This is a genomic window from Enterobacter ludwigii, assembly GCA_023023105.1.
In the GTDB taxonomy this organism is placed as follows: Bacteria; Pseudomonadota; Gammaproteobacteria; order Enterobacterales; family Enterobacteriaceae; genus Enterobacter; species Enterobacter adelaidei.
The window spans coordinates 3569099-3585917 of sequence record CP083824.1; the positions used below are offsets into that span (position 1 = coordinate 3569099).

The following is a 16819-nucleotide window of genomic DNA, read 5'->3' on the forward strand; positions in this document are numbered from 1 at the left end:
TATTTTAAAATGACAACTATTTATTCTTTTAATACTGGAAACAGCTTACGCTGTTGCAATGTTGAGTCCGATCGATTGCATTACCACTTCCTTTTTTCAAAAGCCAGGTAGTTTCCAGATTTCAGATAAAACCCCTTCAGGAATTTTTTTGAGAGAGTGCTACGCACCGGCTCACGCCCCCGACGACAGATATATGTAGATTATTTTTACCCGTCAGATGAAAACCCAACGTTTAATCCCTCTTGCAGCGCCGCTGAGTGCCCACAGCACTCACTCGCTGAAGCAGAAAGGATTTTTCCGAAGGGGTTCCGGCGTGAGCCGTATTAAGTTAACGGGTAAATCATGTAGTCGGGTCCACTCTTTCGCTAAACTCAGCAGTCTGAATCTCTGCGCGAAGCGTATTTGTGCTGAGAGCTAAACCCAACTGTCTGAACTCCTGCGCGAAGCGTATTTCTACTGACAGTTAAACACTATAGCAATTTTCTGAAGCCCAGTGGCGCAACATACAGGTGCGCAGGCTTCACTTAAGGAATAATATTACGAAGGAAAATCAGCAATAGCAGTGTTTATCAAACTGTGTACAATGGAATTTTGTGTCAGTCTAAAGCTAAATTTCGGTTTCTTGTTTCTTTATCACTCTTTTATCTTGCAAATACAAAAAGAAAATTAATCAATTACATCAACAAGTTAAGATAGAATATTGGTTGTATCTTTCAGAACCAAAAATTATTAATGACATAACGGGTGATGGTGAAATTTAGCACCCTTCGTAATAACTCTGACAACCCTTAATATTTCACTAAAAAAATAATCACAGAGCAATAAATATAATATTTTAAAATTTTTATTACTAATAATATTGACAAACAAATTTAATATGCCATATCTGTTTTCACAATAATAAAAAAGGAGCCATTATGTCAAACACAAGTGTTATGTTAACTAAAGAACAAAAAGCAATCATTGCAGAAGCATTAGATGTTATGCCCGAAGATCTGGAAGAAATAAAAGTTAAAGCAAGTGCCTGTAAAAAGACATCCTTTCGTGACGATTTTTCGATGGTCTTTAAAGATAATACGGCCACACTCGCCCGAATGGATCTGACACCAACGGCATTCAGAATTGTTCTTTATCTTTTCTCAGTCATTGATTATGGAAATATTATCCCTGACTTTTCACAGTCACGTACTGCCAGAGAGTTAGGACTGAATAAATCGAATGTTTCACGTGCATTCAGAGAATTATTTGAGAGGAAAATACTGATCCGTAACGCTGAAGACGGTCAGGTTTACCTGAATTCTAATTTATGCGTAAAAGGTATTCCTCATCGTTTCAATGAAGATCTGATGGATAAATTCAGTAAATCCAGACTTGAGACTGAAGATTTTGCCACTTCATTCAACTTTTATCGCGCAGGGCGCAAAACAAAGCCTGTAAAAAAATCCAGAAACAGATATCCAACTGACGGCATTCCCTTTTAAAAGACATAACAGCGCGGTGATTTTACGCCCCACACCAGCGAAAAACTTAATAAAACAAAGGATATCTTTATGAAGCAAAGACTCCCTGCTTACCTTTACCAGAATAAATTATCAGATGAACAACGCAATCTGAACAATACTGCTCACTATGTGTTTTGGCTTCTCACATTAATCGCTTCATACACACCAGATAAAAACACTGTTTACCTGAACTTTCACCGTGCAACATCCATCGCACAGCAGGAAGATATACATATTACGCCAGCCCGATTTTATCGGGCCATCGATGAACTGATTGATACGAATGTTATTATACCTACTGAGTTCAAATACCAGTATCGTTTAAACCCTGTATTTTTCAGTTATCTTAAATAAAACAAAGGGCAGAGAATGAAAGTTTAGGATATTCCTATCCTGCAATGCTTACTATAGCAAAACCACATGACCGCTATCAAAAGCACATAATTTTTATATATCATTACCAGTAGGATTAAAATAAGAAGGTACAGACTTGTGCTGTCTGTACCCATGATAATTTATTACAGACTTTACACCTTTTTACCTGCGTTATTCTTTCTGATAATATTTTTTTCATTGACAAGGTGCTCAATACACATTCGTACTTCATCATTAATGGTAACATCTGTAGCACCTTCGACCAGTATAGAACACAACAAATAAAGAAGGACGTGCTCAAACTCTATCTCTTCGACTGGATCTACATAATTACGATAGGTTTCAATAGCCTCATACAAGCTATCCGGTGAAGTCACAAATGCACATACAAAATCTTTATCTTCCGGTACTCTGATTGAATTATTCATTTTAAATCTCCTGTACTTATTAATTTATAATGTCACGGTAAAAATGCCATCATAATTTCCACCAATGACTATTGTTATTACTTCTTAATACCAAAGCCTAACCTAATACTACTTATAAAATATCAGGCGGCCCTCGGCTCATTGTTGAATAGCACCATTTATTTTTACACACCAAATTTAATACACTCATCATTAGCCCCGTAATCAGGCTGCATTTTTACGTGAACGTTCAATTGCAGATGCGATCCATTCATCTACTTCGCTTTCGACAAATGCAATTGCACGCGAACCAATTTTTATTGGTTGTGGAAATAAACCTTCGTTGATTAGACGATAAATCCAGGCCTTGCCATAGCCGGTTCTGTTCATAACTTCTGGCAAGCGAATTAGGCGGGTATTTTGATTGTTCATTTTGTTTTCCCTTTGTCGTTGTGATGGGATCACTATACGAACAGTTGGGAAAAGAAAGGAGCGAGCTTCCTAACTGCAGGGTTACGGTCTGCCCTGCAGTAGTAGACTTCGGGAATTCGAGATCAGTTAGAATCAGAGAGTTTCATCACATCTGAAACTCTCATGTTTTTCAGGTGGGGATTTCGGTTCATGAAAAAATTGAACTGCCTAATGAAGTCTATCGTTGCAGCTTTCATCGCAAGCGGACGATCTGAGTCTTTAATGTGATACCCTAAACGGGTAGTTGTTTCTTCATCTTCATCAGTATAAAGAAGCCGGGAGAGGCGATCATCTGAGATTCTTAGTTCTTTCCTTTTTGCCCAAAGTAAGATGTCCAGCATCGCAACCAACCTGTAATTTATAATTTTTTTAATGGTTCCATAGCCGAAACGAACGATACCGGTTTCATTAACTTCCACTCCTTTTACCGATCTCCATTGTGGCAGGGCCGCTTTTATCGATTCGGCTATTTCATCGTCAGTACCACTACCAAGATCGATTTCAAGCAACACCGTTTTCTCACATAAGGGGGACAAGAGTTGTGACACATAAGCTTCGTGATGAGGCGCATTAACACAATATTCATCGTTTCCTTCCTCCCAGGTGAAAAGATTCACACTAAGAGCCATCACACTAAGTTCAGCAAGCCTGGTGATATCCGTGATAAAAATGTGTGGAGGACTGTAGAGAGTATCGTTAACTGTTGGATAATCGAGATGCTTCCCTTTGAAAAGATGGGGGTTCCCACTGAAAATTTCAGTCATGTACACCCATAGCCCTTTCTTTTCTTCGTCAGTAGGCCCAGGCTTGTACAGAAGTGCTCTTGCCCAAAGTTCGTGATACAAGGCATTTAAACTGATGTCTTCGAGCTTGCGATAGTTATCTATGTCAAGCCAAGCTTTGATTTCTTTAGTATGCTCTGGTGACCAGTTTTTCAAAATTCAAATCTCCTTGACCTGCTCCCCGTTGATTAGTACACCCCGATGTTAGTAATGTCTTCATAAGCCACATGAGGACATCCCCATGAAGAAGCGTTTTTCCGACGAACAGATCATCAGTATTCTCCGCGAAGCCGAAGCTGGGGTACCCGCCCGTGAACTCTGCCGCAAGCATGCCATTTCCGATGCCACGTTTTACACCTGGCGTAAGAAGTATGGCGGTATGGCGGTGCCTGAAGTTAAGCGCCTGAAGTCGCTTGAGGAAGAGAACGCCAGACTCAAGAAGCTGCTTGCCGAAGCCATGCTGGATAAAGAGGCGCTTCAGGTGGCTCTTGGGCGAAAGTACTGACGACAGACCAGAAGCGGGAAGCCGTGATGTTGATGTGTGATGCGACCGGTCTGTCGCAACGTCGTGCCTGCAGGCTTACAGGTTTATCCCTGTCGACCTGCCGCTATGAGGCTCACCGTCCGGCTGCTGATGCGCATTTATCAGGGCGCATCACTGAGCTGGCACTGGAGCGCAGGCGTTTTGGCTACCGTCGTATTTGGCAGTTGCTGCGCCGTGAAGGGCTTCATGTTAATCATAAGCGCGTGTACCGGCTTTATCACCTCAGTGGCCTGGGCGTAAAACGCAGAAGACGTCGTAAAGGGCTGGCAACAGAACGTCTGCCGCTGCTCCGTCCGGCGGCGCCCAATCTGACCTGGTCGATGGATTTCGTCATGGACGCACTTTCCACCGGTCGCAGGATCAAGTGTCTTACCTGCGTCGATGATTTCACAAAGGAATGCCTGACGGTCACTGTTGCCTTTGGGATTTCAGGCGTTCAGGTCACGCGTATTCTGGACAGCATTGCACTGTTTCGAGGCTATCCGGCGACGATAAGAACTGACCAGGGGCCGGAGTTCACTTGCCGTGCACTGGATCAATGGGCCTTTGAGCATGGTGTTGAGTTGCGCTTAATCCAGCCGGGCAAGCCAACGCAGAACGGATTTATTGAGAGCTTTAACGGACGATTTCGCGATGAATGTTTGAATGAGCACTGGTTCAGCGATATCGTTCATGCCAGGAAAATTATTAATGACTGGCGGCAGGATTATAACGAATGCCGCCCGCACTCCACGCTGAATTATCAGACACCGTCTGAATTTGCAGCGGGCTGGAGAAAGGGTCATTCTGAGAATGAAGATTCCGACGTTACTAACTGAGTGTTGTATCTAATCGTGGGGGCAGGTCATCCTGCCTTCTTAAAGATTTAAGTCATACGAATAGAGTTCAGTTAGTTTGAAAAAACTACCGTATTCACTAATCGATGAAAAGCACTTCCTGCTTGCAAGTTAACCTAGCCAGAAGGAAGTTGAACTGAGAAATTTGTTATCTTTTGATACAACTTGCCAGGGTCTACGTCCTGTCAGGAAAGGAGAGGCAGGGACATGGACCGACTACGCCCTGCCTCTTACTTTACTCTGGGCGTATCTTGTCGTTGTTCTCGACCTGTTCGCCAGAAAAACCGGAGGGGTGGGCAATGAAATTCAATTCTCACCTGACAACAAACTTACCATCAGAGCACTGGAAATGGTTTGGGAGCGCCAGGGGTCAACAACGGGTAAAAAGTGATCCGCATACCGCCACCACCGACGGTCTAATGTTGATCCACCTTGTTTACTCAGGATTAGCTTCAGCGATAACCCCGGCTTTCCGTTTTTGCTTCAGTCGATAGCCTTCTCCTTTTATTTGTACGACGTGTGTGATGTAAAATCCGGTTCAACATTGCCGATGTAATGGTAGCATCTCCCGCGAAGGTTTGGTCCTATAGTCCGGACGGCAGGTTACAGGCGTAAATTTACTGCAGGTGTTTCTGATGTATCCACGGGTGGTTTGTGGAAATTTTTATTCCGCACATCATGAACACCTTTCCCCAGCTGTTGCATTTCACAGAATTTCTGATATCTAATGACTTAAACATTTTTTCATGGGGGTGTTTATGGAATTAGTCATATCCTTATTACAAAAGGGATTATTAGAAAAGGCATTAGACCTTGCCATTTCTGAATCATTCTTCAATGCAAGATCACCTGATGATATAAAGAAAGCTTTAAAAATAGGCTATGACATTAATGCTGTTAACAGTAACGGCAACAATGCCATTTTTGCCTGCAGAACCCTGGAAGCCATGGATTGCCTGCTCAGTTATGGAATTAATATACACCATATCAACGGACATGGGCAAAATGCGCTCTTTCATCAAAAAAATCCAGAAATACTGAAGAAACTGATTGAACTGGGTTTAGACACCTCGCATACGGATACTAATGGCTACACATGCATTTTTGAACATTACAGGAATGCTGAAGGATTGACAGAATTAATTAATGCTGGTTGTGATATAAATCACATCGATAAAAAAGGAATGAATATTCTCTTCATGCCCCTTTCCCCGGAAGTTTTATCCGTAGCAATAGATGCTGGATGCAATGTCAATCAAATTGATCATTCAGGGAAAGGATTTATTGAAAATGTATATGATTATGAATTACATGATATCATTCTCTCGCATATTGATAAATTTGACAGAAGAACGCTGCATGTAGATTTTTGTGATCTCGACTCAGCCTTTTTCTTGTATTACCTTTCTGAACATGGATTCAAAATAGAACTTAATAAAGACCATTTCACCATTAACAGTTACATTGGTGATTATAAAGAAATCTTATCCATACTTGATTTCATCAGTGAAATTCATGATATTCACTTCTATAAATATAAAGGCGGCCCTCTCTATAAAGATATCAACAAGCGAATTGTAAAGTGGATGATAAGAAATAATCTCTTGGTTGATTTATCAAAAATAAATAAACACAAGGATTATGAAGAAATTAATTCATACAAAATCCGTCGAGAACAGAAAGAAATCTCCAGGCATTTAAAACCTGCTAAAAGTATATCTGCAACAGTCAAAAACGGCGGAAGATTGTGAGAGCTTATATGTGTGATTCATTCTCATTGTTTCAATATACTGCCTCAACATGAACAAAGAAATTCAGCATCAACTATATTGGGAATTACTCTATGAATCGTATGGTGCTAAGGGTCTGACGCCTCTGCCTGGTGATGTGGAAGCTGCAGGCAATTTTAAAATATCTGCTCGTTGTTTAGTGAACTTGTCAATCATTACCCAAGTGATATTGATTATCAGCACTCGTGCTGGATCACGGCACTTCTGGAAATAAAACTTAATGAGGTAAATGATTGTCAGATGTATTCGAGAACTGCCCATCGCTGATAGCCAGTATCAATGTCAAATCAGGTTCTGATCTCCTAATCGTGCTCTCGCGATCAGTTTTCATAGAAACAGTATCCTTTATGCTCGGAAAGGCATATACCCCTAAAGCAGCTCAGGTTTATCTGGCTGAGGCTATGACGCGAAACCATTAGGGAATCTAAAAAAAGTAAAGACTGTGTGATTTGTGAGCTTGATTGAATGCACTGAGAGCTCACGCCGCTGGCGATATTGCTTAAACACAACCGGCAAATAGATCGATAGTCCCCACGGAGGAACGAGGGCATATGCCAGCTTACGTTGTTCGGGAACTTCTGCTTAGTGCCAGGAGCGGACATTTTGTCTCTCGATTCAGGCGGCCAAATTCAGTAAACCACTTCATACTCACTGATCAGCCGCGATGTGTGCGCTGTGTTGCCGTTATTGCAATCACATCCTAAGAAGATTTCTGAGAAACGCAATTAACTTCAATGATATTATATACAAAGGAAACGCTGGGAAACCGGGGTAAAGTTTGGGTGTCACAAAGCCCCGAACCGTTTCGCGGTGCATCACATAGCAATCACCTATCCCTGAGGTAACTATATGGACTTTACGGAATATCAAGAAGAAATAATCGAAGATGTTAAATCTTGCCTTGAAAACTTACAAGTCCAACCCATTTTATTCATGGGTGCAGGTATTTCACAACGATATATAAAAGCGCCTGACTGGGAAGGTCTATTAAAGCAACTAGCGGAAATATGCCCCTTGATCAAACGCCCTTATGGTTACTACAGCCAAACAAAGGGTGATAACAAACCTTTGATTGCTAGCGATTTTTGTGACTTCTATGCTGAATGGGCTTGGGATGATGGCAAGGATCGCTATCCAGAGACATACTTTGAAGGAACGACTCCAAAAGATATTTATATTAAGCATGAAATTGCATCCATTCTGAATGAATTATCAAACTCCGTTGATTTCTCGAACATGGAATATACAGAGGAAGTTCAGAAATTAAGGAAAGTAAAACCTCATGCAATAATCACAACAAATTATGACGACACATTAGAAAAAATATTTGACAATTATCAGGCAATAGTTGGTCATAACGTTGTTAAAGTGAATTATTCATCTTATGGCGAAATCATGAAAATTCATGGTAGCAGTCATGAAGTTGAAAGTATTGTTATTACAAATGAAGATTATGTTGATTTCTATAAACGTAAGAAATATATCAGTGCTAAGTTGCTAACATATTTTGCTGAACACCCCTTGTTTTTCTTTGGGTACAGTATCAATGATGAAAACATAAAGGCAATTCTCTCTGATATAGATGAAATCATCGCTCCCAATAATGCATTGATTCCAAATATTTATCTTGTCTCCTTCAGTAAGGACTGCGAGGCCACTGGTTCTCATCAAAAGGAATTGCTAATCGGTGTTGGTGAGAATAAAAGCGTTCGAATCAAGGTGATATACGCAAATAATTTTGGTTGGATTTTTGATGCGTTATCATCTAATACACCGGAAATTAGCGTTAATCCAAAACTTGTGCGTGCATTTCTAGCCAGAACGTACACATTCGCATCAGAATCCCTTGTTAAACAAGAACTTCCATACGATTTTGAGATGTTCCGCAATATTGCAGAGCATGATGATGCATTAGCAAAAATGTATGGTATCGCTGAACTCAATAATGGGCAGGCACTAAATGCTAGTTTCCCATATACAATGTCTGATCTGGCAAGGATTCTCGACATGGGATCGTGGCACTATGTTAATCAAGAATTCGAAAAATTAAGAAAACTAACCGACTTCAACATTAAAGCATCAGACAACAATTATCATGTTTTCATTAAATCTGGGAAAAGTGGTGTCGGAAAATACTCATCTGAGGCACTTGACTTATTGCGAAAATTAATAAACGGGGAACAGTTTGAGTTAAACCCATAATTAAAGATGATGCACACAATGACGTTATATTAAAGAGGCCGCTGCGAGAGACTTTTTTGCAGCAGCCTTTTCAACATATGGGCATTTCTAACGAACCAGTGATTAGACATTTTCACTGAATCTTGACATTTCTGCCTGAGTTAAATAGTTTTTTACAGTTGTTTTACGTCCGATCCTCGCTCATAGCAGACATGAATACTCTGCTAATTAGCCACTCCGGGCCTGAACGGACGAGGTACACCATCGACTCAAGCGGACAAGTTTATGGGCCACTACAGTATTTGAGATAGAGCAGTTTTTATTGACCCTCTCAGTAATCAGACGCTAAATATCCAGCCACACTTACATTTAGTTTGCCATAGAGCGTGTTATTTTGAAGTCGCTAGGCATGTTGGAACCATGCGAGGTTCTGTGGTTCTACTTTATGGTTCCTTTTTGGAACCCATAACGAAATTAATTTAAACAAAAATATTAAATATCAATACACTATAATTAAAAGCACAGGGACGCCAGCCCACCAAATAAAACAAGGGGTTACGTGAAAACGTAGCCCTTTTTCTTTGTCCATGTCCACTTTACGTCCACACAGCAATATACTCCCACCTACTGCAGCCAACTTTATGACCTGTCCATCCAGTGGGCAAAAGCTGCTTGCCATGCTTCAGGCTCACCAGAAAAAAGTGTTTCCGCCATCGGCAGCCACTCTATTCCTGTTGAACCAAACACCAGATAGCGCACATCCCACCCATCACCGCGCGGCCATAAAACATATTTTTGATCAGGTAGCCCGTTAGAGGGTAGCGCGTCTGAACTCTTCAACTTTTCGCCCCTTGCCATAAAGATAAAAACTGCCCCATTGATTGAAACTTTTCTGGCCATAGCTTCCTCCGGACACACAAAAAAATGCTGTATATACATACAGCATTATAGTGGATATTTTTCCGGTACAAATTAGGCAGTTTTACGAACCAGACTCATTTCTTTTAAGTTGTAGACAATGTAGTCATCTGGCACATTTTTGTTTATCAAACTCATTGCACCGATGATGACGTTATCACCAATACTAATATCTCCGATAAGGCAAGAGTTAGCCCCGAACTCAACATTATCCCCAATAACAGAATAACCCTCGTCCGTATCGTTCCTGGCTCCGATTGTCACATTTTGACGTATGACAGCATTTTTACCAATCACGGTATTCCCCCGGATCACTATCCCGGTGAAGTGGACAATCTTTAGCCCGGCTCCGATTTTCGCCAGGGGGTTAATGTCTATTGAGTTAGCCCGGTTGAGCTTACGCATTCTGCGTTTGGCAAAGCCTTTCATACCAAACTTGTTAGTCTGGTAAAGGTAACACCAGATTCTCAGCCAGAAGTAAAAACGTCGGTCAGTGCATTTAATTGCGCGTCTAATAGTGCGTGACCAGGAGAATGGCTTAGAACCCTTTTGCACTTCAGCCTTTAAACATTCAGTCAGTTCCTTGTACATACAATCCCTTTTCATATTCATTTGACTGACATTGTAACCAGCAGTTACAGGAAGTTAAACGCGAAATAGATGCCCTGCTTTTCAGTTTTAAAGAACCATTCAATTCTCTTCTAACCCATGCCGTAAGCGGCATGACGCGTAAAAGCCATGATGTAACACGCAGCCCAAAACGATCCTCCAAATCTCACATAAAATTATTTTTTTCTTATTTATCTGTTGGTTATGATTTTCCTTAGATCCTCCTCAGATCCATGAAAGTGAAAAACACTGAAATTCTTTTCAATCTTTTCAGTTTCGGTTTTCCGCAAAGCCGCCAGCAGTGGCGCGGCCTGGCAGGCTGGTTTGTAGAAAAATAAAACTGAAAAATTTTTATGATCCAAAAACCGCAGGCGGGTGCGGTGTAGTGCGATTTTTGTCTGCGAAAGATTTTTTTTGCCATGCTGTGACGCGCCAGCGCCCTGCTGTGGGTACGATCTGCTTTAAGGGTGGCGCTGACTGCCTGAAAGGTTGGAACACGCCAGAGCGCTACTGGTTGCGCGTGGTAAAGTCTGTTTGAGAGGATAGAGAAGAGACACCCCGCCAGGATGGAGGGGCATAAAAAAACCCGCTTGCGCGGGCTCAGGTCTTAAATGGCTTATTTGCCAATCACTGGGGAGTATTTGCCGTTCAGCGTGTCCGCTTTCGCTCCGGTGCTCCGGATGGCTCCCGCATTGGTTGGTGTTCCTGTATTGCTGTGCGTGTGGCTTGCCGTTTGCTCTGCCAGCTCTTTCACCACGTCAAGCGTGTCCAGCATCAGCTGTGCCACGTTGATGGCACCAGAACCAATCCAAACTACCGGGGCAATAATCTGCTGCTGAACGGCCGCAACGCTTTTACGTATCTGCCCAATTTTCTCAATCAGGTCTTTACCCGTGGTGACTGTCTGGCTCCCGGCTATGTCCGTTTCATCATTGCCGCCGATACTCGCCACGCGGTTATTTACTGCCTGGCTATAATCCCCCGTACATACCTGCTGAATGGCTCCGGCCATCAGCGTGGACGTGCCCAGCACCTTAACTTTATCCGTGGCGTTGATGGTAGTTTCCCGACTGACCAGCTCCCGCTGCTCCGTATCAGCCTTAACCATCCGCGCCATAGATGTTTCACTGATCGTCTGGTCAGTCTGCCTCACCCAGTCACCCGCCTGGGTGACGCGCTGCGACACTTCCGCACGCTGCTGTTGCAGCTGCTCGCCAGGCTGGATATCCGGTAAGCTGGTTCCCTCCGGCACGGTCTGCCGCACAAAGGGTTTATCCGGCCTTCCGCCAGTAAAAGCAATTTCAACCAGCGTCCCTTCAGGGGGAAACTGGAACATCCCGGAATCGTTACCCGCCATAGGAACCGGCAGCGGCACAGCTGAGTAAACAGGCGTGTCTTTATCCGGGTTGCCGTCCGCGTCCAGCAGCTGCACATCAACCGCATAACGAGGACGGAACGGATCGGAGAAATTGCCGCTTTTCACCGCTTCAACGGGATTCATCACACGGGCAAACTTTGGCAAATGCATCCCGGATGCCAGCTCCGGGTAATGGCTTTCAATCTGGCGCTGCACGGGCGTTTTCTGAAGAGCCTGACCCGTAGCACGGTTGCGGGGCGTCCAGGTCACGGCCATCGTGTCATCTTGCAGGTGGACTTTTGTTACCCTTTCCCCGTTCAGTTCAACACCGGGGCGCAGACTCTGCACCAGGGGAAGCGTCATGGAGTTCCCGCCAGCCGCCCCCTGGTTAAATTCATGGGGGATCTCTACCGGGCGATCAGCAAACAGAGCTTTTTCCGCGCCGCCTACGTATACCCCTCCGTCCGGCAGCTGGTACCAGACGTAATCCGTAACGCCAAAAGCCTTGCCCAGATTATCCAGCAACTGATATCCCGTGCCGCTGTGGGTGAAGTGCGGGATCGGACGGTCTGAATAATCAGCATCCGGCACGCTGAAGGTCAAACCGCTGTGTTCTGTCAGCCAGCTGGCCACATCGCGCAGCGTGGGGTGCTGGAAGGAACATGGCCAGAGGCGTTCGAATACGCCTACCAGCTCCCGGACAAACAGGCGCTGGAAACCATTTTCAGCGGGTTGCGAGCGCTCCACGTACCCGGTGAACCAGCGCAAAACCAGATCGGTGTAACCCACATCGAGACGCACCAGTTTCCCCGTATAATCCTGATTTGTCCCGGCCGTAATAAACCCCCGGCCGCAGCTGTTCAGCTCCAGCACCAGGCTGGTATCAGCCAGGTGGATTTCATCCGTTGAAAGGTACAGGCGTTTAATCGGCTTCATTTTTATCCCAGTGCATCATTTACGGGCTTGAGCACCTTACGTTCAAACCACGTCAGTTTTTCTTCATCCTCGCCAGCTGCCTGGCTTCCGTTCTGACCGCTGCCACTTCCCGCCGTTTGTTTCACGGCTTTGGTTTTTCCGCTTGCCCTGGCCTCACGTTTTTCCTGCACGCTGATATGTTCGGTCAGCGTGAACGTAACCAGCCATGACATGCGCCCATCCTGCGGCGGCGCGTCCAGAGTTCCGGTAAACGTCGCCTCACGAAAATTCACAGCCCGCGCCGCCTCATGCGCAACGCGGTATTTCTGGCGCTGGCCGCTGGCATCCGTAGCGCTGCCCAGCTCAAAGATACGCCGCAGGATCTCCGGGTTTTTATATGGAATTTCGCCAGATACGCGCAGCTCTTTGCCTTTGATGCCCTGCTCGGATTTCGTGGTGGCACTCGTCTGGCCTGACTGGTCTTTATCCTGAAATTGCTGAGAAACGGTAACGCGCATGTTTTTCAGCAGAATGGCTTCACCGTTAAGCGCCAGTGTCGGGTTCGAGGTCATGTATCATTCCTTTTATGCCGTCGAGATTATCGCCAACCAGCATCATGGCGGCGGTGTACACGGAGGACTGAAGCGGAATCCCTTTTACCAGCTCCAGAAGCGTTGACGGTAGATCACCGCTGGCGGTAAATACCCATGCCCTGGCGCTTTTTCCCTGTAATTCCGTCAACCCGCTGGCAATGCCAGAAATCAGGCTTTCGCGCTGCTGTTTAAAATCCCCCATCAGTTTTTTTACGCCCGTCAAATCCGCGACGGCTGCGGCTTCCTGCTGGGCTTTTTTAACCGCTGCGGCGGCCAGAGCGGCGCGGCTTGTAGGCACGGAAAGCGGGATCGCCGCTGGCAAACTCTGGCTGTATTTCGCCGGGATTTGCATCTTTTCCGCTGCCAGCTGGGCGGCTGACTGCGCCAGCCTCCGCACCTGGGTAAATGCAGGGCTGGGGAATACATCTACAAGATTACTCAGGCTGGCCATAAAGCTGTCATGCGTCTGGCCAGAAACCATCATGATCACGATATCCGCCGCCCCTCCCGTTCCGGCCAGTTTCTCAGCCAGGTAAGTGATCGCATTTACCGGGCTAAGATAAGCGCCGTTCTCTGTCTGCTGCCCCAGCCCATATATCCACGGGTGCGCCGGGATAACAGAACAATTCAAAGCCGCAACTGAATCGCTGAATGCAATCCGCGCTTCACGCCACATCAGACATCTCCGGCCAGGCAATATCTGGCGCAGTTCCGGTATCTATTGCCTCCAGCGCTTCGATATAATCCAACACGTCATTAAGCCGGGTTAATTCTTTCGTCGTTAAACTACGCCCGTTCATTTGTTTAAGCTGAATAACGGCAATGGATTGTATTGCTGAGTCAATTAACGCCTGGCGTTTATATTCCGCTTCATATATCAAATCACCTTTGGATGGCGCAGGACGTTCCTTTAAAACCGGATAACATTGCTTATTCGGGACAATGATTTTACCTTGAGAAACACCGTCCATCAGGTTGCGGTAATCGTCATCCGATACACGCACAAAAAAGCCCGGCCACGTTCCCGCCTTGCGATATTCCGCTTCCAGTTCATCGCAATAAAAGCCGCCAGTCCTGGCTCGATAAACATATCCCATATTTAAACTCCCGTAGCCTCATACATAATAGCCAGTAGCTCGTCACAGGTCAGGCGATGCGGTTGAATCGGGTTTAACTTATTGCGCAGGATCTGCGGACGCATACCAACGGCAGCGGCGACATCTTCCAGATTGTGCGACAGCGCAAACGCTCGGCAAGCTGCATCAAAATGTGCATGTTTGGAAGTTTGGTAATCAAACATTGTTCCTACCCCATTCCATATACAGAATGATCATGATGAATGGACAAAACGAACTACTAACGGTCTGCATTCCATGCGTACCAATCTACATATACGTGTTCTTTTGGTTTTTCCTTCGGCTTGATTTTTACTTTTCCCGAATGAACCCAATAACGCGCAGTACGTAATTTGATACCAACACGCTCACTGAAAGTTTTGATAGGTATCCAGCGGTTCTCTGTATAGGTTGCGGAGGTAGTTTTCATAAGGCAAAATCTCACTTTGAAGTAACCACCATTTGCAGATGGTGGCAGTGGTTAACAATGAACTACTATCATTCACAGATATAAACTACAAACGAACACCACGAATCCTATGTAGTCGTTTGTAGTTTGTCAACCATTAAGAACTACAAAGATGCAAAAATTTAATATCAAAACAGGCGCTAGAGAGGCTGTTGCAAGGATCTGCGAGGTGTACGGTTTCACTTCCAGGCTTCAATTGGCTCAATACTTGGAAATGTCTCCAAGTGCTTTGGGTACAAGGATTATGCGTGATAACTTTCCTGCGGATCTTGTTTTGAGGTGTGCGTTAGAAACAGGAGCATCTATCTACTGGCTGACTACTGGAGAGGGTGCCACCTTTGACCATCTGGCCAGCGACACGCTTAGAATCCCAGCATTTAAAATTGCCAATAACGAATTCATCAGAGAATCGTCTTATATTTATGACAAAGCAGTTCTCCCAGACTATTCAGGAGAGCTACAAATAATCACAGATGACAAAGTAACCTACTTTGTAGATATTTTTTCACATCAGGCTTCTGACGGTAAGTATTTGATTGAATACTCAGGCACAAAGAGCATCAAAGAACTGACTCTGCTTCCTGGTAACAAACTTCGTATTGATTGGGGCAAATACCCTGTGGATTGCGACATTTCAGATGTTGTGCTGCTTGGAAAAGTGGTTGCGACTTATTTGGTTAATGATTAATGACGGTAAGAAAGACATCAGAGGGGGATTGGCTTTGCGATTTGCGCCCGAACGGTGCGAAAGGAAAGCGCATACGCAAGAAGTTTGCGACGAAAGGAGAAGCCCTCGCTTATGAAAAGTACATATCAAATGAGCTTGAAGATAAACCGTGGCTAGGTGATAAGCAGGACAATAGGCGATTATCTGATCTCATTGAACAATGGCATGCGTTGTATGGCCGAACCCTGTCGGATTCAGACCGGATGATGTCAAAATTGAAGGGAATTTGTGCTGGCATGGGCAACCCCGTAGCTTCAAGCATCACTGCTGCTGATTTCAGCGCTTACCGTGAAGGCAGGCTCAAAGGGGAAATACCGGATGTAAACGGGCGCTGTATGCCAATACAGCCGCAAACGGTTAACCATGAACAGAGAAACTTATCAGCCGTTTTTGGGACTCTGAAAAAATTGGGACACTGGCCTTTACCCAATCCAGTAGCAGGAATCCCTACATTCAAAGTTGATGAAAAAATGGTTTCTTTTCTTTATCCCCAAGAAATCAAAATTCTTTTGGATCATCTTGCTGAGTCTAATAGCTCAAGTGTTCTCATTATCTCAAAAATATGTCTGGCTACAGGGGCAAGATGGAGTGAAGCCGAAAATCTTGAAGGTTCGCAGGTTACGCCCTACCGCATAACGTATAAAAATACCAAAAGTGGAAAAGTTCGCTCAGTTCCCATATCTAAAGAACTCTATGAAGAAATACCAAAAAAACGCGGACGCTTGTTTACACCGTGTAGAAAAACCTTCGAACGGATTGTTGAAAAGGCAGGAATAGAGCTACCTGAAGGACAATGTACGCATGTACTACGCCATTCCTTCGCCAGTCACTTTATGATGAACGGTGGAAACATACTCGTTTTGAAAGAAATCCTAGGCCACTCTGATATAAAAATGACCATGATTTATGCTCACTTTGCCCCAACCCATTTAGAGGATGCGGTGACGAAGAATCCGTTGGCAAACCTCCTAAAGTGATCCACATTATGTCCACGCAGAGTTTTTACCAATGCAAATCATTGTTAACCATTGTCATATATATAATTGATAAATAACGTAAATTATTGTTTTCCCGATAGTACATTAAGAATGTAGAAATTTCGGACGCGGGTTCAACTCCCGCCAGCCCACCACTTTTTAGTATTATGACGTATACCGAAGTCTACAAAGCCCGCTTGGAACCAGCCTTGCGGGCTTTTTTACGTCTACAGAAGTCTACTGAGATTTGC

The 16819-nt window shown here is 44.3% G+C and carries 16 protein-coding genes and 3 pseudogenes; 8 read left to right on the plus strand and 11 right to left on the minus strand.

Going from position 1 to position 16819, the window contains the following annotated elements; genetic code table 11:
• Positions 1 to 917: 917 nt before the first annotated feature.
• Both LCD46_17225 and LCD46_17230 read left to right on the plus strand, forming a co-directional pair.
• Positions 918 to 1481, plus strand: coding sequence for a MarR family transcriptional regulator (locus LCD46_17225; GenBank protein ID UOY69789.1), 564 nt, complete (start codon positions 918 to 920; stop codon positions 1479 to 1481).
• A gap of 69 nt (positions 1482 to 1550) precedes the next feature.
• Positions 1551 to 1856, plus strand: a complete 306-nt coding sequence (locus LCD46_17230) for a hypothetical protein (GenBank protein UOY69790.1) — start codon at positions 1551 to 1553, stop codon at positions 1854 to 1856.
• A 173-nt stretch (positions 1857 to 2029) separates the two neighbouring features.
• Here the strand turns inward: LCD46_17230 and LCD46_17235 are convergent, their stop codons facing one another.
• The 3 genes from LCD46_17235 to LCD46_17245 form a co-directional block, all read right to left on the minus strand.
• The gene (locus LCD46_17235; protein UOY69791.1) at positions 2030 to 2305 is read right to left on the minus strand and encodes a hypothetical protein; all 276 of its coding nucleotides are present in this window, start codon (positions 2303 to 2305) and stop codon (positions 2030 to 2032) included.
• 204 nt (positions 2306 to 2509) lie between these two features.
• Positions 2510 to 2716 carry an AlpA family transcriptional regulator gene (locus LCD46_17240; GenBank protein UOY69792.1) on the minus strand — a complete coding sequence of 69 codons (207 nt, stop codon included), beginning with the start codon at positions 2714 to 2716 and terminating at the stop codon, positions 2510 to 2512.
• Positions 2717 to 2838: 122 nt separating this feature from the next.
• Positions 2839 to 3693, minus strand: a complete 855-nt coding sequence (locus LCD46_17245) for a DUF6387 family protein (protein UOY69793.1) — start codon at positions 3691 to 3693, stop codon at positions 2839 to 2841.
• A gap of 85 nt (positions 3694 to 3778) precedes the next feature.
• Here LCD46_17245 and LCD46_17250 point away from each other — a divergent pair.
• Positions 3779 to 4899 (plus strand): IS3-like element ISSen4 family transposase gene (locus tag LCD46_17250; GenBank protein ID UOY69794.1). Its coding sequence is split into 2 segments (ribosomal slippage): positions 3779 to 4037 and positions 4037 to 4899, totalling 1122 coding nucleotides; the frame shifts between segments, so codons are not numbered across the junction.
• A gap of 259 nt (positions 4900 to 5158) precedes the next feature.
• Positions 5159 to 5287, plus strand: a pseudogene (locus tag LCD46_17255) (IS3 family transposase).
• A gap of 66 nt (positions 5288 to 5353) precedes the next feature.
• Here the strand turns inward: LCD46_17255 and LCD46_17260 are convergent.
• Positions 5354 to 5522 (minus strand): annotated as a pseudogene (locus LCD46_17260) (ATP-binding protein).
• 153 nt (positions 5523 to 5675) lie between these two features.
• Here LCD46_17260 and LCD46_17265 point away from each other — a divergent pair.
• Positions 5676 to 6668 (plus strand): ankyrin repeat domain-containing protein, encoded by a 993-nt coding sequence (locus LCD46_17265; GenBank protein ID UOY69795.1) that lies wholly within the window; start codon positions 5676 to 5678, stop codon positions 6666 to 6668.
• A gap of 888 nt (positions 6669 to 7556) precedes the next feature.
• The gene (locus tag LCD46_17270; GenBank protein ID UOY69796.1) at positions 7557 to 8909 is read left to right on the plus strand and encodes an SIR2 family protein; all 1353 of its coding nucleotides are present in this window, start codon (positions 7557 to 7559) and stop codon (positions 8907 to 8909) included.
• A gap of 618 nt (positions 8910 to 9527) precedes the next feature.
• Here LCD46_17270 and LCD46_17275 read toward each other — a convergent pair.
• The 7 genes and pseudogenes from LCD46_17275 to LCD46_17305 form a co-directional block, all read right to left on the minus strand.
• Entirely contained in the window at positions 9528 to 9788 is a 261-nt protein-coding gene (locus LCD46_17275; protein UOY69797.1) for a hypothetical protein, read from the minus strand.
• 72 nt (positions 9789 to 9860) lie between these two features.
• Complete coding sequence (locus LCD46_17280; protein UOY69798.1) at positions 9861 to 10397, minus strand: serine acetyltransferase; 537 nt, start codon at positions 10395 to 10397, stop codon at positions 9861 to 9863.
• A 634-nt stretch (positions 10398 to 11031) separates the two neighbouring features.
• Positions 11032 to 12708 carry a phage baseplate assembly protein V gene (locus tag LCD46_17285; protein ID UOY69799.1) on the minus strand — a complete coding sequence of 559 codons (1677 nt, stop codon included), beginning with the start codon at positions 12706 to 12708 and terminating at the stop codon, positions 11032 to 11034.
• 2 nt (positions 12709 to 12710) lie between these two features.
• Complete coding sequence (locus tag LCD46_17290; GenBank protein ID UOY69800.1) at positions 12711 to 13259, minus strand: hypothetical protein; 549 nt, start codon at positions 13257 to 13259, stop codon at positions 12711 to 12713.
• A complete protein-coding gene (locus LCD46_17295; GenBank protein ID UOY69801.1) occupies positions 13231 to 13956 on the minus strand; it encodes a hypothetical protein in 726 nt (241 codons plus the stop codon). The genes LCD46_17290 and LCD46_17295 overlap by 29 nt, the downstream gene beginning before the upstream one ends.
• Positions 13946 to 14377, minus strand: a complete 432-nt coding sequence (locus LCD46_17300) for a tail fiber assembly protein (protein ID UOY69802.1) — start codon at positions 14375 to 14377, stop codon at positions 13946 to 13948. Before LCD46_17300 ends, LCD46_17295 begins: the two co-directional genes overlap by 11 nt.
• A 26-nt stretch (positions 14378 to 14403) precedes the next feature.
• Positions 14404 to 14580, minus strand: a pseudogene (locus LCD46_17305) (phage regulatory CII family protein).
• Positions 14581 to 14976: 396 nt separating this feature from the next.
• Here LCD46_17305 and LCD46_17310 point away from each other — a divergent pair.
• Together LCD46_17310 and LCD46_17315 are read left to right on the plus strand one after the other, a co-directional pair.
• Positions 14977 to 15552 carry a helix-turn-helix domain-containing protein gene (locus tag LCD46_17310; GenBank protein ID UOY69803.1) on the plus strand — a complete coding sequence of 192 codons (576 nt, stop codon included), beginning with the start codon at positions 14977 to 14979 and terminating at the stop codon, positions 15550 to 15552.
• A complete protein-coding gene (locus LCD46_17315) occupies positions 15552 to 16568 on the plus strand; it encodes a tyrosine-type recombinase/integrase (GenBank protein ID UOY69804.1) in 1017 nt (338 codons plus the stop codon). Before LCD46_17310 ends, LCD46_17315 begins: the two co-directional genes overlap by 1 nt.
• The last annotated feature ends 251 nt before the right edge of the window (positions 16569 to 16819 follow it).

Coding starts and splice junctions, on each gene's coding strand:
- LCD46_17225 (UOY69789.1), top strand. CDS start 918: ATGTCAAACACAAGTGTTATGTTAACTAAAGAACAAAAAGCAATCATT.
- LCD46_17230 (UOY69790.1), top strand. CDS start 1,551: ATGAAGCAAAGACTCCCTGCTTACCTTTACCAGAATAAATTATCAGAT.
- LCD46_17235 (UOY69791.1), bottom strand. CDS start 2,305: ATGAATAATTCAATCAGAGTACCGGAAGATAAAGATTTTGTATGTGCA.
- LCD46_17240 (UOY69792.1), bottom strand. CDS start 2,716: ATGAACAATCAAAATACCCGCCTAATTCGCTTGCCAGAAGTTATGAAC.
- LCD46_17265 (UOY69795.1), top strand. CDS start 5,676: ATGGAATTAGTCATATCCTTATTACAAAAGGGATTATTAGAAAAGGCA.
- LCD46_17270 (UOY69796.1), top strand. CDS start 7,557: ATGGACTTTACGGAATATCAAGAAGAAATAATCGAAGATGTTAAATCT.
- LCD46_17275 (UOY69797.1), bottom strand. CDS start 9,788: ATGGCCAGAAAAGTTTCAATCAATGGGGCAGTTTTTATCTTTATGGCA.
- LCD46_17280 (UOY69798.1), bottom strand. CDS start 10,397: ATGTACAAGGAACTGACTGAATGTTTAAAGGCTGAAGTGCAAAAGGGT.
- LCD46_17285 (UOY69799.1), bottom strand. CDS start 12,708: ATGAAGCCGATTAAACGCCTGTACCTTTCAACGGATGAAATCCACCTG.
- LCD46_17290 (UOY69800.1), bottom strand. CDS start 13,259: ATGACCTCGAACCCGACACTGGCGCTTAACGGTGAAGCCATTCTGCTG.
- LCD46_17295 (UOY69801.1), bottom strand. CDS start 13,956: ATGTGGCGTGAAGCGCGGATTGCATTCAGCGATTCAGTTGCGGCTTTG.
- LCD46_17300 (UOY69802.1), bottom strand. CDS start 14,377: ATGGGATATGTTTATCGAGCCAGGACTGGCGGCTTTTATTGCGATGAA.
- LCD46_17310 (UOY69803.1), top strand. CDS start 14,977: ATGCAAAAATTTAATATCAAAACAGGCGCTAGAGAGGCTGTTGCAAGG.
- LCD46_17315 (UOY69804.1), top strand. CDS start 15,552: ATGACGGTAAGAAAGACATCAGAGGGGGATTGGCTTTGCGATTTGCGC.